Genomic DNA, 18,933 nt, shown 5'->3' on the forward strand with positions numbered 1-18,933 from the left:
AAGTATCTATTATAATATCAGAATTACTATATTCAGTCAACTTATTATTTATAGAGTATACTGCATTTTCTCTATAGTAGTCAAACATTTGTGACACAACATCCTAAAGTTTTATTCAAGAAGTACTCTGCTATATATTCATTGGGTGATTTAAACCCCAATACTTTCTGTGCTATGTTATTATATCTACTTGCATATCGTTGGTGTGCTTTTAAGAAAGCGTTAAAGCTCCTAAACTTTCTAGTATAGAATCTCTCCCCATCAACCTTATGGCTTCGCTCTACCTTTCCATTTTGCCATGGAGAAAATGGGCGTATTAGCTTATGGTTTATCCCTAATTTACGTAATACGCGATCAAACAAACACTCTCGTTCCTTAAGACCATAATTAGTAAACTCTCGTCCATTATCTGTCTGTATCATATGTATTTTAAAGCCCATCCGAGCCTCCAAATTTACTAAGAATCTACTCGTATTAGTTACACTCTTCTCGTCTACAATGGATAGATACGTTTCCTAGAGTATTCATCTATAGCTGTAATTTGGTAGTATTTAATGCCATTAGTATTAAATAGCAAGCACTCATTAGGTACATATTTAATATCAACTTGAACTTTTTCACCTGGATATGTAACCACATCAGGCTTCCACTTGCTTTTATAATATTGTTTAGATTCCTTTGTCTTAGGCATATGCCTGCGTATTTGACAGCACATCGATCCATAGGAGCGAGTATATCCGCGCTTCTTAGCTTCCGTATATACTTGTGCCAACCCTTCATGCCTAAATTTCGAGTATACACGCTTAATTAGGGATAACTCATCTGTTGTATGTTGATTTGGATGTGAGTGAGGTCTACGGCTCTTTAAGCGTAAGGATTCAATCGTTCTATCATAGCGTTTTACCCAACGTTGTACTTGTTGTCTACTTGTATGATACCGTCTAGCTGCTTCAGCATTGTTTTTATGTTTAATAGCATATTCACAAATTAGTTTACGAAAACGTAATTCTTCAGTTATAATAGATGACATAAGAAGGCCTCTCCTTTGAAATAATGATTCGGTTTAGCAACTTTCATTATAACAGAGAGCCTTCTTATTTTTTTATTTTTTTGTCACAAATGTATTATACCCTTACATTTCGTTAAAAAAGCGATTTTACATCGAAAGACGTCTGCGCCTAGGAGCATCAATATCTTCTATTGCTGCTGATCTGCAACGGTCTAGAACGATTATTTATTATGAAATAAAGCGTGGTACGGTCGACCAGATAAAGAAAGATAAACTAGTCAGCCTATATTTTTCCGAAACAGGACAACTAGCATATGAAAAAGCAGAGCAGGATCCTTTTCTCGTCTAAAAATTAATAACGCTAGGGAATTTCTAGAATGAGCAAAACATAAAATTTAAGGGCTTTATAAATTCTCTATTGATGCTTGTGTAGGTGTAGCATGTAAGGAGAAGCTATTTACATCAGATATGATGGTATGTACAAAAACATTGTATAACTACGTGCATGAAGGTATCTTTCTACCTACCCTTGACCCTCCTTGTATAGTCAAGCGAAAACAAACCAAGTACATGCAACGTACTCGTAAAAGTAATCTGGGGTTAAGCATTGATAATCGTAGCCCAGTCTACTTTGCTCATCCTAATTCACCTTGGCAAAGAGGTACAAATGAACGTCACAATGAACTGTTAATACGATTTATACCAAAGGGCACAGCGTTGAGTGATCTTTCTGTAGAAAGGCTGAAAGTTACACACAACTGAATAAATCAATTACCACGAAAAATCCTTGGATACAAAACACCAGGGGAAATGTTCATGGAAGAAATATCGAAGCTATTATGCTAAGTTTCTTTTAAGATGTTAAATTATTTATATCAAAGTGTTCAATTTCTACTTGCAATTTAAGAAAATTTTCACATTTGACCTACTGTTGCAAGGAACGTCTAAAATCTCAGCCGCAGATTCAACCAGCCATTCATCATTTGACATTTTCAAAAAACTGAATATAGTCTGCCCAACATTAAAGTTTTTTATTACCATATCAACCCCACTATGAACATTCCGATATGCCACTATCTTTAATGGATTGCTCACGGGTTAGACATTTATCAATGTAAGCTATCCTCCTGCCCCTTCTATCATACTCAATTCTATTCTACTATTCTCAATTTCTTTTGTTTTTAACTCAAGAATCTCGTTTAACTTTATATCCATTTCAATTTCCTCTGCTAATCGTTATAATTCAACTTTATACAATAGATTCACATCTTTATTATTATCTTTTGGCTTAATAGTTGATAATATTTTATTTTCCACTTCTGGAGACCAATATATTTTTAACTGTGATTTTGCTCTTGTAATAGCCGTATAGAAAATATTATGTGTTATCATTTCATCAACTTCGTTTGTAATTACTATTTTTACTGAATTATATTCTAACCCTTGAGCTTTATGAATTGATACCGCATATGAAACTTGAAAGGGAACAATTGTTCTTAAATCAAAATCATCCGCATCGGTATTCTTATTTTTATACACACTAAATCTGATTACTGAGTTATTAGCTTCTTCATAAACATCATGTTCTAACAATTCAAATTCTCCATCAATTACATCCATACCATTAATAACTTTATCAAGTTCCACATCAAATTCTATTCTCTCGTCTGCATTACCATCCGAAAAAATCGATACGTTTAAAATTCGTCCCTTCATATTATTATAAATTACAGGACTAAATCTATCTGAGTCATGAAATAATATTGGATCACCAACTTTAAATGTTTGTATTCCCCATAAAACAGATTTAGATCGATTGCTTTCTTGTAAAAATCGATTAATGTTGTTAATTCCATACAATCCATCATAATTCAAACATAAGATAATCTCATCTTTATTAGATGCTTGAAAAACAGAGTCATCTAATTTATTTGAATATTTTTGTTTAGTGAGTAACTCTAATACGTTATCATCCATTTTTCTTACTCTATTCCATAATTCTAGTAATTTAGAATCATTACTTCTATAAGGTTTTGTTAATTCTGATAATGATGTTTCAGGAATAAATTGTCGTGCAATATTAAACCAATTTCCAAATCTTATTGATTCAATCTGGTAAGTATCTCCTACCAAAATCAAAAGTTTAAATGTTGCTTTTTCAAGCAATTTTCTCATGTCTGAATTACTAACTGTACTGCATTCATCAATTATCAAAATATCATATTCAGTCGATATTCTATTATTTAAAATAAATTTTTTTATTGTCATAAACTCACAGTTGGAAGCATTTACTTTTCTTTTTAGATTATCAATCGCTGGATTTGTTTGAGCTAGAAACAATTTATCTTTATCCGAAAAGAAGTATGACACATGATTGATTAATGTTGATTTTCCAGTGCCAGCTGCACCATATAATATTGCAACAGTAGAATTAGCAAACATATTTTTAATTACTTCTTTTTTTTCTTCGCAATCCACTCCATTATTTTCTTCATTAAGCCATGCACTTGCAGAATTTGTATAATTAGAAATCCCTTGTTCAGATAATTTTTCCAATCTATCAATAATAAATCTACAGTCTTTAACATATTTTTGTATGAATATTTGTCCTTTATCTATTTTTAATTCATTACTAGGTCTATGACCATACCACAATTTTTCATTATAATCGTCTATTAATTTTTTTATAGTCTCACCGGATTCATCAATATCTTTTAAACTTGTAAATAAATCACCATTACACTCTGTATTATTTTTCACGCATCTTGCAAGCAACTCTGATTTATGTTCATCTGCTTCAAAACAATTAATCAAAATATTAAATGGAGGATTATGTTTTATTGGAGAAAAAGTGAATGGAATACTATCAAACGGTATTACTCCGTTTTTTAAGAATAAATTTGAAAGCTTTGAGTTTGCTACTGCTTCATATTGATTTTTAATAATAGTATTATTCATAGTAAATAAAAGATATCTAAGAATATTTTTCCCATTACTGTCACTATTGATTATCTCTCTACAAGTATCTAGCACATTAAAAAAATTTGTAACTTTAGCTCTACCTGTTAATTGTTCCTTAATCAAATTATATTCCATTTTCTTTAATGATACAATATCTAAAAGATTCAACTTAGATTTTGTCATAAATGAACAAAGAGCCATTCTCTCTGAATAACCACCTTGGGTTTGCTTTCCTTCAACTAACTTCATGAAATTTTTAAACTCGCATTCTCGAATTGAAATTTGCCATCCAACTATTATTAAAATAGGCATTTTGTGTTCCATTATTTCAATGCTTGTATTAATAAAATTCATTTTAGACGCATAATTTGACTCTATTGGTATTTTTGTAAATGCAATAACTCTATCTGTCTTACTACTATAATCATTAGCCGGTGAAAAAGTCACTTCGTAATAAATGCTTTTATTCATAAAGAAAGGTTTTATCTTATGAATGTAAAATCTATCAGCATTTTCTGAAATTATACACTTATATTTGTCAACTTCATTTGCAATTTTTTGATAATACTCCATGAGTTTAGGATCCATATTTAGTGGAAATTTTTCTAAATTATGAAGTAAATTCAAACTATAGTCTTTACTCATTATAGTTCTTATTATAAAAAGATATTCATAGTATTTCAGCATCAACCTTTCTGAATTTTCTTCAGTAGGCTTATAATGAGACACTACAATTAGCAACATTTTATGAAAATTTTTTAGCAACTTATATTTTCCAGTACTAAAAATATATCTTATAGCGTTTTGAATATTATCGTATGTAACTTCCAAATTTCTACCATTATCATATATTTTAAACATTATATGCTCTACATAATGTCTCAAGTCTGATAATACATCTTGTGATACCGCGCCTCTTGAATCCCTACTTATGTTATCAATATGTCTACAAATAGCATCATCTAAATTATATATTTCCGAATCAATTTTACTTAACAATTAACTCCCCCCCAATCCATATCTAAAACATTTATAATCGCAACTATATCTTCTATTTATTATATCAAATATATCCAAACTATAGTCATACTTTCAAAAAAAGCAGGTAAATTTTACTCTACCTACGCCTTCATCTTAAAACTATCTAAAGTCTTTCAGCAATTCTCTTAACTTGTCCAATATCTTATTTCTTCTCTTTATGAGAGCTGGATGAGATTTTTTCGTATCAGCCAATTAGCGAATAGTTTCATCATTGAAATAAAGTCTATCAATAATTCCTCTTTCTTCATTATTTAATTTTGATAGTGCATCTCGTACTACCTCTATCATCATTTGTATCTGAACAATCTTATCTACATCGAATCCTTCATCAACTATGCTATCTTCAAAATTTCCAGCATGATCAAAAGAAGAAAATAAAAGCAGATGATTTTTTCGATCTATCTTCTTCAAGTAACTCTCGTGATTTTTTCTCGCCAATAGACTTTATAAATCTCTTCACTAACTTTGATCTTCTTTCCTTTTACAAACAAGAAATATTCTTTATTCATTTTTCGTCCTCCTTTTCGTTTCAAAATCTTGTTTGAAAGCAAAAAGGATGACTACAGCATGATGACACACCGAGTCCCATCAAATAAGAAAAATCTATTATTTCAATGCATTTAAAATTCAAGTTTTTTTGATAATTATAAGTATCAAAAAGGTCTATGAATTTTTCTAAATGAATAATGGCTCTATACTAAATGTTGGCGACTGCTCTTATATGAGTAGCCCCAACATTTAGTATAGAGCCTAAAAAAACTACTAAATTTCACAAAAAGCGGATAACTCAATCTGAACTATCCGCCTATTTACTTGGTGATCCAGGAGGGATAGCGGCAAGCTTAGACCTTTAGGAGCCATAGGCGACGCGAAGGTCTTAGCGATAGCATCCCTGCCACACAAAAAGGATCCTACATCAAGTAGAATCCTTAGTACTGGTGATCCAGGAGGGATTCGAACCCCCGACCCACGGCTTAGAAGGCCGTTGCTCTATCCAACTGAGCTACTGAACCATATGTAATTACAATCATATCCAATTACCCATACATAATAAAATAACCCATCACATAGACATTGTCTCTGTATGGGAGCGTATTGAATACAATCACATGTATAAGTGGAGCGGGTGAAGGGAATCGAACCCTCGCAACCAGCTTGGAAGGCTGGGGCTCTACCATTGAGCTACACCCGCACATAAGAAAATGGTCGGAGCAGCAGGATTCGAACCTGCGACCCCCTGGTCCCAAGCCAGGTGCGCTACCAAACTGCGCTATGCCCCGATATCTTCTATCCATAGTAGTGATTCATCTTAACTGTCCTTGGGAAACACTGTTTCACTACCGTTTGCTACTTGCTGTAACAACAAATATATAATATCATATCCATCACATCTATGCAAGTATTTTTTTATAATTTATTTAACTTTTTTCTAACCGTACATGGCAAGCGAAAATGGAACACGGCACTCCCTACTCACTGTACCAAGATTCCATATATAACTAAGAGAAACGGCTGCGTTAGTATTCCAGCGCCCCGTTTCTCTTGCATTTATTCTTTTTCACTTTCAGTAAAGAAAATTTGTATGCTTTGTTTTCCATCCGCATGGACAGAGTCCTTAATATGTACCGTTAGTTGCTCCTCATTTGTTCTACCAACAGAATCTCCATCTTTTACCTGCTTATCAGATGTCAAGATATAATCCGCCACACTTAGGATATAGTTCCAAGCTTTCTCTGGATCCCATGGACAATGAAGTAACTCCACATTTAATTGGTTGAACAGTTCCATACCGCTCGTAGATAAGGAGATAGTGCCATCCTCTTCAAAATCCATATCTACCCATATTATATTCGCCATAGGCAACATATCATCTCGCAAGGTTTCCGTTTCTTCATGAAATTTGTCAGCTTCATATAGCACGCCATTCGTGTACACCGCACTAGCTCCCTCTTGCTCTGTAGCCACTGAAAGTAGCTTGGCTAGCAACATACCTTCTTCCAAAGGATTACCAGGACCTTCTACAATACTGATCGCCACATGGTACGTATGTCGTCTTCCTACCTCTACAGCAGATTCCCAAAGGTAATTTCTCATGCCACCTTGTTCTACCGCCTGTAGTGGCATAGGAAAGGAGAATGGGGCAACTACTACTTTATAGCCATCAATCACTAAGAAATGAGCTTCTTCCATGTCATCTTCTTCTACTGAATCCACATCCACTGTCGCAATAGCAGCTCGAACTTTCATCCCTTCTGGACTGGTAATCGAATCAATATCCCATCTTGCTAGCAAGTCCTTCTTAAATCGATTCACATCAAATGCTGTATCTTCCAGCAAGACCATCCCCATGAAACCACGTTTACCTATCATAGGTCCCATATCGCCTATACTATCTAAGATCCTTTCAGATAAATTCCGCATAGCTTCAAACAAGAGTTGGTTTTCCGCACTTTGTACATCCATGGTATCTACATCCAAACTCATAGTTTTTTCCATAATAGATTGAATCAGATAATCTCCAGATCCATTAGAAGCTTCTTTCATTAGCAATAACAATACATTACTAAAAGATGGCCCTAGCAATGTCAACGTTTTCGTTTCACCGTCAAAGTATAATACTTGTCCTACTGTACCAGATTTGGTTGGGTTAAAGTCAAGGTATAACCTGGATGCACTTTCCCCTTCACCAGTCGCCGCAAACAAGCATAAATCCCAGCTAGCAGGGGTAGCACGCACTTGTGATGGTCTATCCGTAGGACCCTGAATATCTAGTTTTCTTGTACTCAATCCCTCCCGATCAAATGTTAACATTTGACGAGCCGACAATAAATAAAATTGTTTATTATCATGGATAAATAATGGAAATGTTACATGCAAAGAAGTATATTCTTTTTGGTATGTTCCATTTTCCACATTCAGCAAGAAACTAAGCCCTTCTGGTGTCTTAGGATATCGCTTTAATAGGTGCATCCATTCTTGCGGTGATATCCCTTTCCATTCACCTTGAATGACGTTCCATACATCGGGAACTAACCCACGATACACGCGAGATATATCTGACATATACCGTTCATGAATGGTCAACCCTGAATCGATGACATCAATGGTTGCACCTACCCCTAAGTCACTCCTACGAAGATAGGTTTTGATCACTTCCACCGCTAACTCTTTATCTGCTACATAATACACAAATCTTGCCATTCCCTTAGGAATATCGATACATGTTGTACTTACAATACTATTTTCTTCCAATGCCGCTGTAATTTTAGCATCCAATCGTTTGAATTTTTTTGTATCCCCTAAGGAAGCATCCAGCATCACATGTACATGATGCAAATTGCCTAATTCTGCAATGACCTTTCCATTTTGATACAACTTGGCACCATAAGGAATCCCTAATTCATCCAAGGAGATAAGCATTTCCTCTACTAACTCAGAACCTTCATCCATAGAAAACCGAACTACACAATGGTCAATCTCACCATTCTCTTTATATACCGATTCCCCCTCATGAACCTCTCCTACATCCGCCAACTTATGTTCTATCAATATTTCTAAAGAACCTCGACAAGATTCATCAAATTGAGCTGGAATATATAGTTCATATTGCATCCGTTTCTTATTGTCTGCTGTCATATCTCTTAGATCTCCACTTTCAATCACCAATACTTACTACCAGTACAACTCATGTGGTGTCTCTCTGTTACAATTCACTCACTCCAAGAGAGTCACAGAAATCGGCAGGGATTGTAAAATTTCTTTTGCCAATTCACGTGTTGATTCTGTAGTACGAACCATACACAATCCTTCCGCATTCACCGTTGTCATGACCCCTACGTATTCATAGCCTTCTAAAATCCGATTCACATAATTTGTATATGTCCGGTCAATTTGAAAGTACACATACTCTGGATCATACACAATCTCTTGTTCTTGCATCTTGGTCCTCCCCTATGTCGTAAGGAATTATTTTTGTTTCGTTTCACGACGCATCATGGAATATTCCTCCAATGGCGTATCGATGTACAAACGCAATTTCATTTGTGCATGTTTTGCCACATCAATGTCATTGCCATCTTCATCAGTGATACGTGTAATCACATGTTTTACCAATGGTCCATGAGGTTGGCAAAACTCTACTTCTTCCCCTACTTTAAAGTTGTTACGTTGTTCCATGTAGGCATAGCCTTCTTCTGCATTGTATCCTTCTACTAATCCAATGAAATCATGGGTTTGTGTATTGGAAGATTTACCATAGTTTTGCGCTTCTTCCCCTGGTTTTTCCATGGCGAAGGCCTCTGTGTATGGACGGTGAGAGATTTTTTCTAATTCTGCATACCATTCATCACGTACATACCAGTCATCTCCTTCTTCTAGGAATTTATCGATGGCTTCACGGTATACTTTGGATACAGTAGCTGCATAGTGTACAGACTTCATGCGACCTTCAATTTTTAAACTATCTACACCCGCTTTATAGAGCTCAGGGATATATTTTAATAGACATAGATCTTTAGAGTTAAAGATATATGTACCATGTTCATCTTCTTCAATTGGATAGTATTCGCCAGGGCGGTTTTCTTCTACTAAATTATATTTCCAACGGCATGCCTGCGTGCAAGCCCCACGATTTGCATCACGATTTGTCATGTAATTACTCAACAAACAACGACCAGAGTAGGAAATACACATAGCTCCATGTACGAAGGCTTCAATTTCTACATCTGCTTTCTCACGCATGGTTTTGATATCTTCAATGCTGACTTCACGAGCTACTACTACACGAGCAGCCCCTTGTTCTTTCCAGAACTCTGTAGTCAAATAGTTCGTGGTATTTGCTTGTGTACTCACATGCAATTCTAAGCCTGGAGCCACACGCTTTGCCAACAAGAAAATACCCAAGTCCGCTACGATAATTGCATCAACCTTGATACTTTCCAAAAATTGTAAATACTCTTCTAAGCCAGTTAAATCTTCATTATGCGGAATAATGTTACAAGTGACATAGATTTTTTTACCATGGCTGTGTACAAATTCTACAGCCTCTTTCAATTGATCATTGTCAAAGTTAGAGCTAGCTGCGCGTAAGCCAAAGGCACGGCCTGCACAATATACGGCATCTGCACCATAGCGGATAGCCATTTTTAATTTATCCATATTACCAGCAGGAGCTAGTAATTCCATATGTCGTTTAGTCATGAATCTTTCCTTTCCATATACTTACACTCATACCATCTCCCATAGGGTAGATAGTAGTATTATAATATTCTTTTTGTTCTACATAGGTTAAATACGCTTGCAAGCGTTTCACAATTGTTTTAAAGCGACGAGGTGGTTCTTTATCTCCCCGCACATAACCACGGAATAAGACATTATCCGCTAATACCACAGCCCTTTCTGCTAATTGGGGTTCAATAAGTTCCAACTGTTTTAAGTACTGACCTTTAGGGCCATCTAAAAACACTAAATCAAAGGGACCTTCTAGGCCTTCGAGCAATTCTGTAGCATCTCCTTTTAATAGAGTGATTTTCTCTGCATAGTCTGATTGCGAAATGAAATGGCTAGCCATCCCATGGCGTACATCATCTAATTCCATAGTGATAAGCTGTCCCTCTTTGTCCATATGCTTTGCCAGTAACAGCGAAGAGTATCCAATAGCAGTGCCCACTTCTAAGACTCGCTTTGGTTTATATAAACTGATTAAGTCTTCAAAGAGTTCTACTTCTGACTCTCGTAAAATTGGCACATCATGCAAAAGCGCATAAATACGTTGTTCATTTAAAATATCTTTAATTTTCATAAATTTGATCCACTATTTTCAAATGTTCATCATAAGTTTTTGTAAAATGATGATGTCCTTCTTTGTCAGCCACAAAGAATAAATACTCAGTTGGTGGCGCATACAAAACTGCCTCCATAGATTTGATGCCTGGGTTTGCAATAGGTCCTGGTGGTAATCCTTTATGAAGGTATGTATTGTACGGACTTTCCAATTTTGTATCCTCAATACTAATCAAGGGCTTAGGATACCCCAAAATATATTGAATACTAGCGCATGATTCTAAGGGCATACCAGTTTTTAAGCGTTGACGAAAAACTGCGGCAATGATTGGTCTATCTTCATCAAACTTCGCTTCTTTTTCCACCAAGGATGCTAAGGTAATAAATTCAAATATGGTCATTCCTTGCGCTTCAATATCTTGGCGCATTTTTGGTGTTAATTGGCGATTCATTTCGTCCGCCATGATGGCCATCACATCTTCTGCTTTGCTACCTACAGGAATTTCATAGGTGCTAGGGAATAGAAATCCTTCCACTCGATAGGTAACAGGCTTCGTTCCCACCATATACTCATAAGGTGTATAGGTCTTTCCTTTTTCCATGAATGCATACTGAGTATCGATGCCTTGCTCTTCAATGCGCTTACCAATTTCACCAATGGTAAATCCTTCTGGAATGGTAAGTTTCACCGTTTGTAATCTACCTTGTTGGAGCAAGCCAATAATCTCACTTAAACTAGAATGGTGTGGAATCTGATAGTATCCATGTTGTAACTTATCCATGGTTCCCGTTAAGCGTAGAGCACCACGGAACACAGCAGGTGACGTAATCAGTCCTCTTTCATAGAGTACATCCCCAATCTGTGCACCAGTTTGATTCTCACTGATAACAACTGTTTCTACATCTTCCTTTGAACCACCAGTCCAAGGAATATAATATATACCTGCTAAGATTCCAAGCAAAATTACGATTAGAATTGCTACACATCTATAGATATAGTTTGCATATTGTTTCATAGCACACTCCTTTTTCAACGAATACTATATTATACCATTTTAGCAGTATATATAGCAATTTTTCTATATAGTATAGGTCAATCTATCATCGATACACTCACCTAGACCATATATCGTAACGCCTTTAGGTACAATACTTTTTTACCTAGCATGTATGTAATCCATCTTCTCTTATACAGAAAAGGCTGTAACCATACTGTCTTTCGACAGTCTGTTACAGCCTTGACTAACGATTAGTCCATTTCTTCGTATAATTTAATGACTGCATCGAATTCTTCATCAGTAGGAGCTACGTAAACTTGTTCTCCTTCTTCTTCATCAATACGCGCAATAATCACTTCTGGTTCATCATGTTCAGTGTCTTCTTCTGGAGGAAGAGATACTAAAATCGCAAATGCTTTTCCATCATGTTGAATTAGCATTTCTTCTTCATAATACATTTCTTCTCCATTTTCGTCTTCAATGACAATCACAGATACTTCACCTTCATAACCTTGTTCGATCATGGTAACCTCCTTATGAACGACTATCTAAATAGCCTTGTAAAATGACAACTGCTGCCATTTTATCAATGACTTCTTTCCGTTTTTTACGACTTACATCAGCAGCAATTAAAGATTTTTCTGCCATCACTGTAGATAGACGTTCATCCCAAAATACAACTGGCGTGGAGATGACTTCTTGCATCTTTTCCACAAAGGCTTCCGTTTTTTCAGCCCGTTCTCCTTTGGTGCCATTCATATTTTTTGGCATGCCTACCACAATAGTGTCTACCTCATATTCACGGATTAACTCCGCAATGCGCTGAAAGTCTTTTTCATGAGATGTGCGGCGAATAGTTTCGATGCCTTGCGCTGTAATATACAGCGCATCACTGCATGCTACGCCTATGGTCCGACTTCCCACATCTAGTGCCATAATTCGCATTATAATTGTTTCGCTTTCACATATTCTTTCACAAGTTCTTCAATAAGCTCATCTCGTTCAATGCTACGAATATCACTACGAGCATTATTATAACTTGTAATATACGTTGGATCTCCAGAAATGAGATATCCTGTGATTTGACTAATTGGGTTATACCCTTTTTCCGCCAAGGCTTGGAACACATGTTGGAATACTTCTTCTGGTGTCAACGGTGTTGTTTGTACCGGTTTAATCACCATTGTTTTATCTGAAAGATTCATATAATCCCTCCTTATCATGAGTTTTCTAGTGAAAATCTCATCTATGAGTAAACTTATCCAACCATGGATTGGATTGCCTCTTTACCTGCTGCTAAGGCTTGGTCCATCGCTGCTGGATCTTTACCACCAGCTTGTGCCATATCTGGACGACCACCGCCATTACCACCAGCTGCTTGAGCCGCTGCTTTTACGATGTTACCGCAGTGGATACCTTTGCCAACTACGTCCTTTGTAGCCATGCAAACGAAATTCACTTTATCGCCACCAGCTGCACCTAATAATACTACGCCAGAGCCAATTTTATCACGAACCATATCCGCCATGTCACGCAATTCGCCCATATCAGATACTGGTACGGAGGCTACTACTGCTGTTACATCACCTACTGTAAATTGACCTGCTAAGACACCATCAAGGTTACCGCTGTTCAATTCTTTTTTCACTTGATCTAGCTCACGTTCTACAGCTTTTGCATGGTCTAATACTTGTTGTACTTTACCTACTACTTCTTGTGGTTTTCCTTTCACAAGAGAAGCTACTGCTTTTAACGTTTGTTCTTCTTGTTGTGCTAACACAAGTGCTGCTTTACCTGTCACCGCTTCGATACGGCGTACGCCAGAACCAATACCACCTTCGGAAGTGATACGGAATTGACCGATGAAACCAGTATTTTCTACGTGAGAACCGCCACACAATTCGATGGAGAATTCTGGCACAGATACAACTCGTACTTCGGAACCATATTTTTCACCGAACAACGCCATAGCGCCTTTCGCTTTTGCCGCATCAATGGACATAGTTTCTACTTCCAATGTGGAAGCACGAAGAATTTGTTCATTTACCATGTTCGTAATAGTTTGTAATTCTTCTGCTGTTACTGGAGAGAAATGTGTAAAGTCAAAGCGCAAGTAATCAGGCGTTACTAAGGAACCTGCTTGGTTAACATGCGTGCCCAATACGGAGCGCAATGCAGCATGCAATAAATGCGTTGCTGTATGGTTACGAGCCATATGTTGACGACGTTCTACATCTACTTCAAAAGTGACTTCATCATTCACAGAAATGCTACCTTCTACCACTGTACCTACATGGTAGGTAGTGCCTTCTGGTAATTTCTTAGCCGTATGTACTTCTACTTTACCCAATGGGCCTACGATGAAACCAGTGTCACCTAATTGTCCGCCTCCTTCTGCGTGGAATGGAGTCGTTTTTACGATAATAGTTACATCCTGTCCATCTTCAGCACGTTCAATGGCTTTTGCCCCTTCACCGATTAATAATACTGTGGATGCTGTGGCACTTTCATCGTCAGAAATATGTTCACCAGATAAATGGGTAATATCTGGAGTAGCTACTTTTGCGTCTACGTCTTCACGAGCTTCACGAGCACGAGTACGTTGTTCATTCATAGCACTTTCAAAACCAGCTTGGTCGATAGTGAAACCAGCTTCAGAAGCGATTTCTTCTGTCAATTCCCAAGGGAATCCGTAAGTATCATACAATTTGAATACGTCTTGACCTGGTACTGTCGTAGCACCCTCAGCTTTCAATGTATCCAATAATTGGCTCAACATGTCTAGGCCAGATGCCAATGTTTGGTTAAAACGTTCTTCTTCGTTCGCCACCACTCGTTTTACGAAGTCTTGTTTCTCCACGATATTCGTGATAGCTCCGCCCAAGATATCTACAACGATATCTACTAATGGTACCAAAAATGGTCCTTGAATACCTAATAGACGACCATGACGAACAGCACGGCGCAATATACGGCGAAGCACATAGCCACGGCCTTCATTAGATGGTAATACACCATCTGCAATCAATGCCACAATAGCACGAATATGGTCGGCAATAACTTTCAAAGAAACATCTGTATTCGCATCTGTATGATACGTAACACCTGCTTTTTTCGCTGTAGCCTCAATGATTGGGAAAATCAAATCTGTTTCAAAGTTGCTTTCTTTATTTTGTAGTACAGATGCCAAACGCTCTAAACCAGCGCCAGTATCGATGTTTTTCTTAGCCAATGGTTCGTACGTACCTTCTGCGGTACGGTTAAATTGCGTGAACACAAGGTTCCAAATTTCAAGGAAACGATCACAATCACAACCTGGCGCACAGTTTGGATCGTCGCAACCACGTTCCGGTCCTAAGTCGTAGAATATTTCACTATCTGGACCACATGGACCTTCGCCAATTTCCCAGAAATTATCTTCCAAACGACTGATATGGTCTTCTGGTAAGCCAATTTCATTATGCCAAGTGTCATACGCTTCTTGATCATCCGGATATACAGTGACATATAATTTTTCTTTATCTAATTTGATGACTTCTGTTAAGAATTCCCATGCCCAATGGATGGCTTCTTTTTTGAAATAATCACCAAAAGAGAAGTTTCCCAACATTTCAAAGAATGTATGGTGACGTGCTGTACGTCCTACGTTTTCAATATCCCCTGTACGAATTGACTTTTGGCTTGTCGTAATTCGTGTGCAAGGTGGTACTAATTTACCTGTAAAAAATGGTTTCAAAGGCGCCATACCAGCACCGATTAATAACAAAGATGGGTCGTTATCTGGAACAAGAGAATAACTCTCTTGCTTTAAATGTCCTTTACTTTCAAAAAAATTCAAATACGCTTGGCGTAATTCATTTCCTGTCATGGTTTCCCTCCTAAAATTGTCTATTGCCTTTATTATACCACAGATTTTGATGAAAGTATGCATTTAGGTGAGGTCATTGACGTATACACACTATTGCTATATTAGTTATATCGTTGTTTCATCTCCCTAAGCCACATACCTAGATTTTGATTAAAGTTAAGTTTATGAACGTAAGCTTTCCGTCCGAAAGGTTCTATTGCACGCTCAAAGTTAATAGCGTTATCCAGTTCTTCCTTATTCGGAATAATTTTAGGCTCTTTTAAAGAATATTTATCATACACCTTTTTTAAGACCACAAAATTTACTCCATGCTTCATCGCATAGTCATGTATCTCCATATCCCGTTTTTGGTCTTTCCATGCATAAAAGGCATCTAACTTTTCTTGGGAACTTAATTGACTATACTTTTGGTATTCTGTATATATAAATTCTCGCAATAACTTAGCTTCTTCATAATGTCCCAAATTACTAAATTCTTCTATTTTTGCCTCAATTATATCTGGTATTCCCCCATCAACTGTCTTCTTAATAAGGCTTAAGATATACGATGCATCAATATCTTGTACTCCTACTATAGTACTCTCTCCTTCTAATGGTCTGATAGGAACTTCCTCATCCTCATCATGGTCACTAGGGAATAAATTTTTATAAGCACCAACATACCGCTTCCAACTCTCTTCACTAATTCCGAAGGCTTCTGAATTCCATTCATAGGCATAATATTGCTTAACAAACCTCAGTTGTTTTCTAGCATTCTTATAGGCTACTTTGAAAGTTCCCTTCAGCCTATCATCATTACAGAGCGCACCCCATCGTGTAGGGTCTTTTAGCACTGTTTTCAAGGCTATCATAGCTGTATGTAATTGTCGCACGGCCTCATCATAATAGGGCATAATCACAGAACTACTTTCACCACCACTACCATATAACTTTAAAGCCTCATTCACATTATATTCCGAGATTCGAGGAAACTTAAAGTTAATTACACTACCAAAATCTTTGTATTCTCCATAGATTCTATTCGTTCTGGAATAAGCTTGAATTAACTTCTGTAACTCTAATTCTCTATCTACATATAAAGTATTTAAATACTTCGAGTCATACCCAGTCAGCAATCGTTCCGCTACAATAATTAAATCAATGTTTTTAGGATTTCTACCGCTACCTCCTCTAGTCCCTCGTTCTGTGAGATCATCATAATAGACTGATTCATCGTAACTCGCATCATTTATATTAAAACTAATTCCAGCAAAAGTTGCATAATCTTCATAAGCTTTAGCGATGAACTCTTGCTCTTCTAAAAACTCCTTTTGATTTTCTTTTGCAGGACTAAAAGTAACTGCTATATTTAATTCAGCATTCTTTTCCTGTAATTGTTTTTTAAACTCTAAATAATAGGCAATGGCGCGCTTTTTCTCTGCTACAGTTAAGATAGCATTAAATAGTTTTTCATGTGACTGCTTTTTCCAGTTTTGTATGATATCAGATACAACACGAGGAATATGCATTTCATCTTGATAAATCAAAATTTTTCTATCTTTAGCCTCAGTTTCAACTTTTAGTTCATCCCAGTTGTTAACCAATTGTTTTATTTTTTCATGAGAGAATTCTTCCGATTCCAATAGTATCTCTTCAAGGACCTTTTCCCTTAAAGAATCATAAGTTTTAAACTCCCCAGTATTAATATATTCTACGTGAAAGCCCAACACATTATTGTCTGCAATAGCTTCATCTATAGTATATTCATGTAAACAAGGTCCAAATAAGTGCTCTGTTGTTCGTATTCTTTTATTATTATCACCTATTTTACCAAGTACCTTACTTTCATCAAACAGAGGTGTTCCCGTAAAGCCAAAAAACAAACTATTTTTCTTAAAATAGCTCATTATGCTACCCATCATATCTCCCATAGTTGTTCGATGGGCTTCATCAACAATAAATACAAAATGTTTATCCCCCAAGGAATTATCTTGATTCTCTTGCAATAATTTTATTAGGTTGTGTAGCTTAAAGATTGTGGTAACGATGATTTTACTTAATTTTGACTCTAATAATTTTTTTATGTCATCGCTATGCTGTGTTTCATCTACATTGATTCCTTCATACATAGCAAAGGCCTTAAAACGATCTATCGTCCGAGTATCTAGCTCTTTCCTATCCACTAAAAATATAACTTTATCATACCCAGATTGGGTTGATAAAAACTGTGCAGTTTTGAATGCTGTTACTGTTTTACCAGAACCAGTGGTATGCCATATATAGCCACCATTACCTTTATATTTCCCATTAGCTTTATCAATAGCAACCTTCCTAATAGCTTGTAATGCATAGACTTGATAAGGTCTCATCAACATATGTCGTTGATCTTCTGCTAATTTTGCATTATCAATAATAACAAAATCTCCCACCATTTGATGAGCCATGGGAATCATCAAAAAGTTATCTACAATATCTTCCCATGAAGTCATTTTTTCATTGCACTTGCCATATGCGCTTTTTCCATCATATGACCAATTAAACAGAAAGCTTAGATTAAATGCATCTACCGATTTTGGTGTGGCAAAATACTGCGTATTCACTTCACTCATAACAATCATCATTTGAGAAAATGCCATAAAATTATTTACAAATTCATTCTTTGCATAATATCTTTGAAATTGATAGAATGCTTCTTCTATAGATTGATCACTTCGTTTTTGTTCAATATTGATTAATGGCAATCCATTGATGAGTAGAACTATATCAAATCGATGGTCTTCTGTATGTCCCCATACTTCTCTAGCAATTTTGTAACTAGAATCACCGCCACTAACCTCTTCTTTTTTAAAGATTGTCAACGTTATTTTATGGGTTCCTGGTCTATCACTTGCATCACGTATAATCCCATCTATTTTCCCTTTTCCCGCTTCTGCAGAAAGCAGTTTTGCTGCTTCAAAACTATTAGAGATTTGATTAACCCTCGTCATCACTTGTTTGAACTCGTTATCTGTTAAAGGAACACCCTCTAATTTATCTGCATTAAGGCGATTTAACTCTTGTCTCCAATTATTAATTAAATCATCCACCGTCACTCTTCTTTTATTACCATTTAATTCTTCTGGCGCTTCCCACTTGTACTGTTCCATCCGCTTCACAAAATTTTCTTGGAACACCCTTTCCGAACAACTTTTTTCTCTTCGAGCCATAATTATCTCCCTGTTAACATACATTTATACTTTCAATCATAACAATAACAAATTATACCTATTTAACTTCATATTATAGAATAAATATAT

General features: G+C 36.3%; 14 protein-coding genes, 3 tRNA genes and 1 pseudogene. 1 reads left to right on the forward strand and 17 read right to left on the reverse strand.

The features are described from left to right. Window positions 1–80 precede the first annotated feature (80 nt). Window positions 81–440 (reverse strand): integrase core domain-containing protein, encoded by a 360-nt coding sequence (locus EO113_RS08230; RefSeq protein ID WP_370466833.1) that lies wholly within the window; start codon window positions 438–440, stop codon window positions 81–83. A gap of 53 nt (window positions 441–493) precedes the next feature. Next, window positions 494–1,030, reverse strand: coding sequence for a helix-turn-helix domain-containing protein (locus EO113_RS08235; protein WP_240633659.1), 537 nt, complete (start codon window positions 1,028–1,030; stop codon window positions 494–496). 160 nt (window positions 1,031–1,190) lie between these two features. On the opposite strand from EO113_RS08235, the gene EO113_RS08310 reads away from it, so the two are divergent. Further along, the gene (locus EO113_RS08310; protein WP_370466857.1) at window positions 1,191–1,358 is read left to right on the forward strand and encodes a hypothetical protein; all 168 of its coding nucleotides are present in this window, start codon (window positions 1,191–1,193) and stop codon (window positions 1,356–1,358) included. A gap of 887 nt (window positions 1,359–2,245) precedes the next feature. Here the strand turns inward: EO113_RS08310 and EO113_RS03695 are convergent. From EO113_RS03695 to EO113_RS03765, 15 genes and pseudogenes are all read right to left on the reverse strand, one after another. Next, complete coding sequence (locus EO113_RS03695; RefSeq protein ID WP_127135584.1) at window positions 2,246–4,969, reverse strand: ATP-dependent RecD-like DNA helicase; 2,724 nt, start codon at window positions 4,967–4,969, stop codon at window positions 2,246–2,248. A 141-nt stretch (window positions 4,970–5,110) separates the two neighbouring features. After that, a pseudogene (locus EO113_RS08195) lies at window positions 5,111–5,520 on the reverse strand (sigma-70 family RNA polymerase sigma factor). A gap of 427 nt (window positions 5,521–5,947) precedes the next feature. Further along, a tRNA-Arg gene (locus EO113_RS03705) sits at window positions 5,948–6,024 on the reverse strand. A 105-nt stretch (window positions 6,025–6,129) separates the two neighbouring features. Next, window positions 6,130–6,203 (reverse strand) — tRNA-Gly (locus EO113_RS03710). An 11-nt stretch (window positions 6,204–6,214) separates the two neighbouring features. Continuing rightward, window positions 6,215–6,291: transfer RNA gene (locus tag EO113_RS03715), tRNA-Pro, on the reverse strand. Window positions 6,292–6,559: 268 nt separating this feature from the next. After that, window positions 6,560–8,647 (reverse strand): DUF4261 domain-containing protein, encoded by a 2,088-nt coding sequence (locus EO113_RS03720; protein ID WP_127135585.1) that lies wholly within the window; start codon window positions 8,645–8,647, stop codon window positions 6,560–6,562. A gap of 78 nt (window positions 8,648–8,725) precedes the next feature. Then, window positions 8,726–8,950: a DUF4911 domain-containing protein gene (locus tag EO113_RS03725; RefSeq protein WP_127135586.1), complete on the reverse strand. Its 225-nt coding sequence runs from the start codon at window positions 8,948–8,950 to the stop codon at window positions 8,726–8,728. 27 nt (window positions 8,951–8,977) lie between these two features. Next, the gene (locus EO113_RS03730; protein ID WP_009352930.1) at window positions 8,978–10,210 is read right to left on the reverse strand and encodes a U32 family peptidase; all 1,233 of its coding nucleotides are present in this window, start codon (window positions 10,208–10,210) and stop codon (window positions 8,978–8,980) included. After that, entirely contained in the window at window positions 10,203–10,811 is a 609-nt protein-coding gene (locus tag EO113_RS03735; RefSeq protein ID WP_127135587.1) for an O-methyltransferase, read from the reverse strand. The genes EO113_RS03730 and EO113_RS03735 overlap by 8 nt, the downstream gene beginning before the upstream one ends. After that, window positions 10,801–11,808, reverse strand: a complete 1,008-nt coding sequence (gene mltG, locus EO113_RS03740) for an endolytic transglycosylase MltG (protein WP_009352937.1) — start codon at window positions 11,806–11,808, stop codon at window positions 10,801–10,803. The genes EO113_RS03735 and mltG overlap by 11 nt, the downstream gene beginning before the upstream one ends. 233 nt (window positions 11,809–12,041) lie before the next feature. Continuing rightward, window positions 12,042–12,314, reverse strand: coding sequence for a DUF1292 domain-containing protein (locus tag EO113_RS03745; protein WP_009352989.1), 273 nt, complete (start codon window positions 12,312–12,314; stop codon window positions 12,042–12,044). Window positions 12,315–12,324: 10 nt separating this feature from the next. Next, on the reverse strand, window positions 12,325–12,735 hold the full coding sequence (gene ruvX, locus EO113_RS03750; protein ID WP_126939628.1) for a Holliday junction resolvase RuvX: 411 nt from the start codon (window positions 12,733–12,735) through the stop codon (window positions 12,325–12,327). Further along, on the reverse strand, window positions 12,735–12,995 hold the full coding sequence (locus tag EO113_RS03755) for an IreB family regulatory phosphoprotein (protein WP_009352873.1): 261 nt from the start codon (window positions 12,993–12,995) through the stop codon (window positions 12,735–12,737). Before EO113_RS03755 ends, ruvX begins: the two co-directional genes overlap by 1 nt. Window positions 12,996–13,048: 53 nt before the next feature. Further along, complete coding sequence (gene alaS, locus EO113_RS03760; RefSeq protein WP_127135588.1) at window positions 13,049–15,658, reverse strand: alanine--tRNA ligase; 2,610 nt, start codon at window positions 15,656–15,658, stop codon at window positions 13,049–13,051. 101 nt (window positions 15,659–15,759) lie between these two features. Beyond that, window positions 15,760–18,843 carry a type I restriction endonuclease subunit R gene (locus tag EO113_RS03765; RefSeq protein ID WP_127135589.1) on the reverse strand — a complete coding sequence of 1,028 codons (3,084 nt, stop codon included), beginning with the start codon at window positions 18,841–18,843 and terminating at the stop codon, window positions 15,760–15,762. Between the last annotated feature and the right edge of the window lie 90 nt (window positions 18,844–18,933).

This window comes from Veillonella sp. 3913 (assembly GCF_003992235.1).
In the GTDB taxonomy this organism is placed as follows: Bacteria; Bacillota; Negativicutes; order Veillonellales; family Veillonellaceae; genus F0422.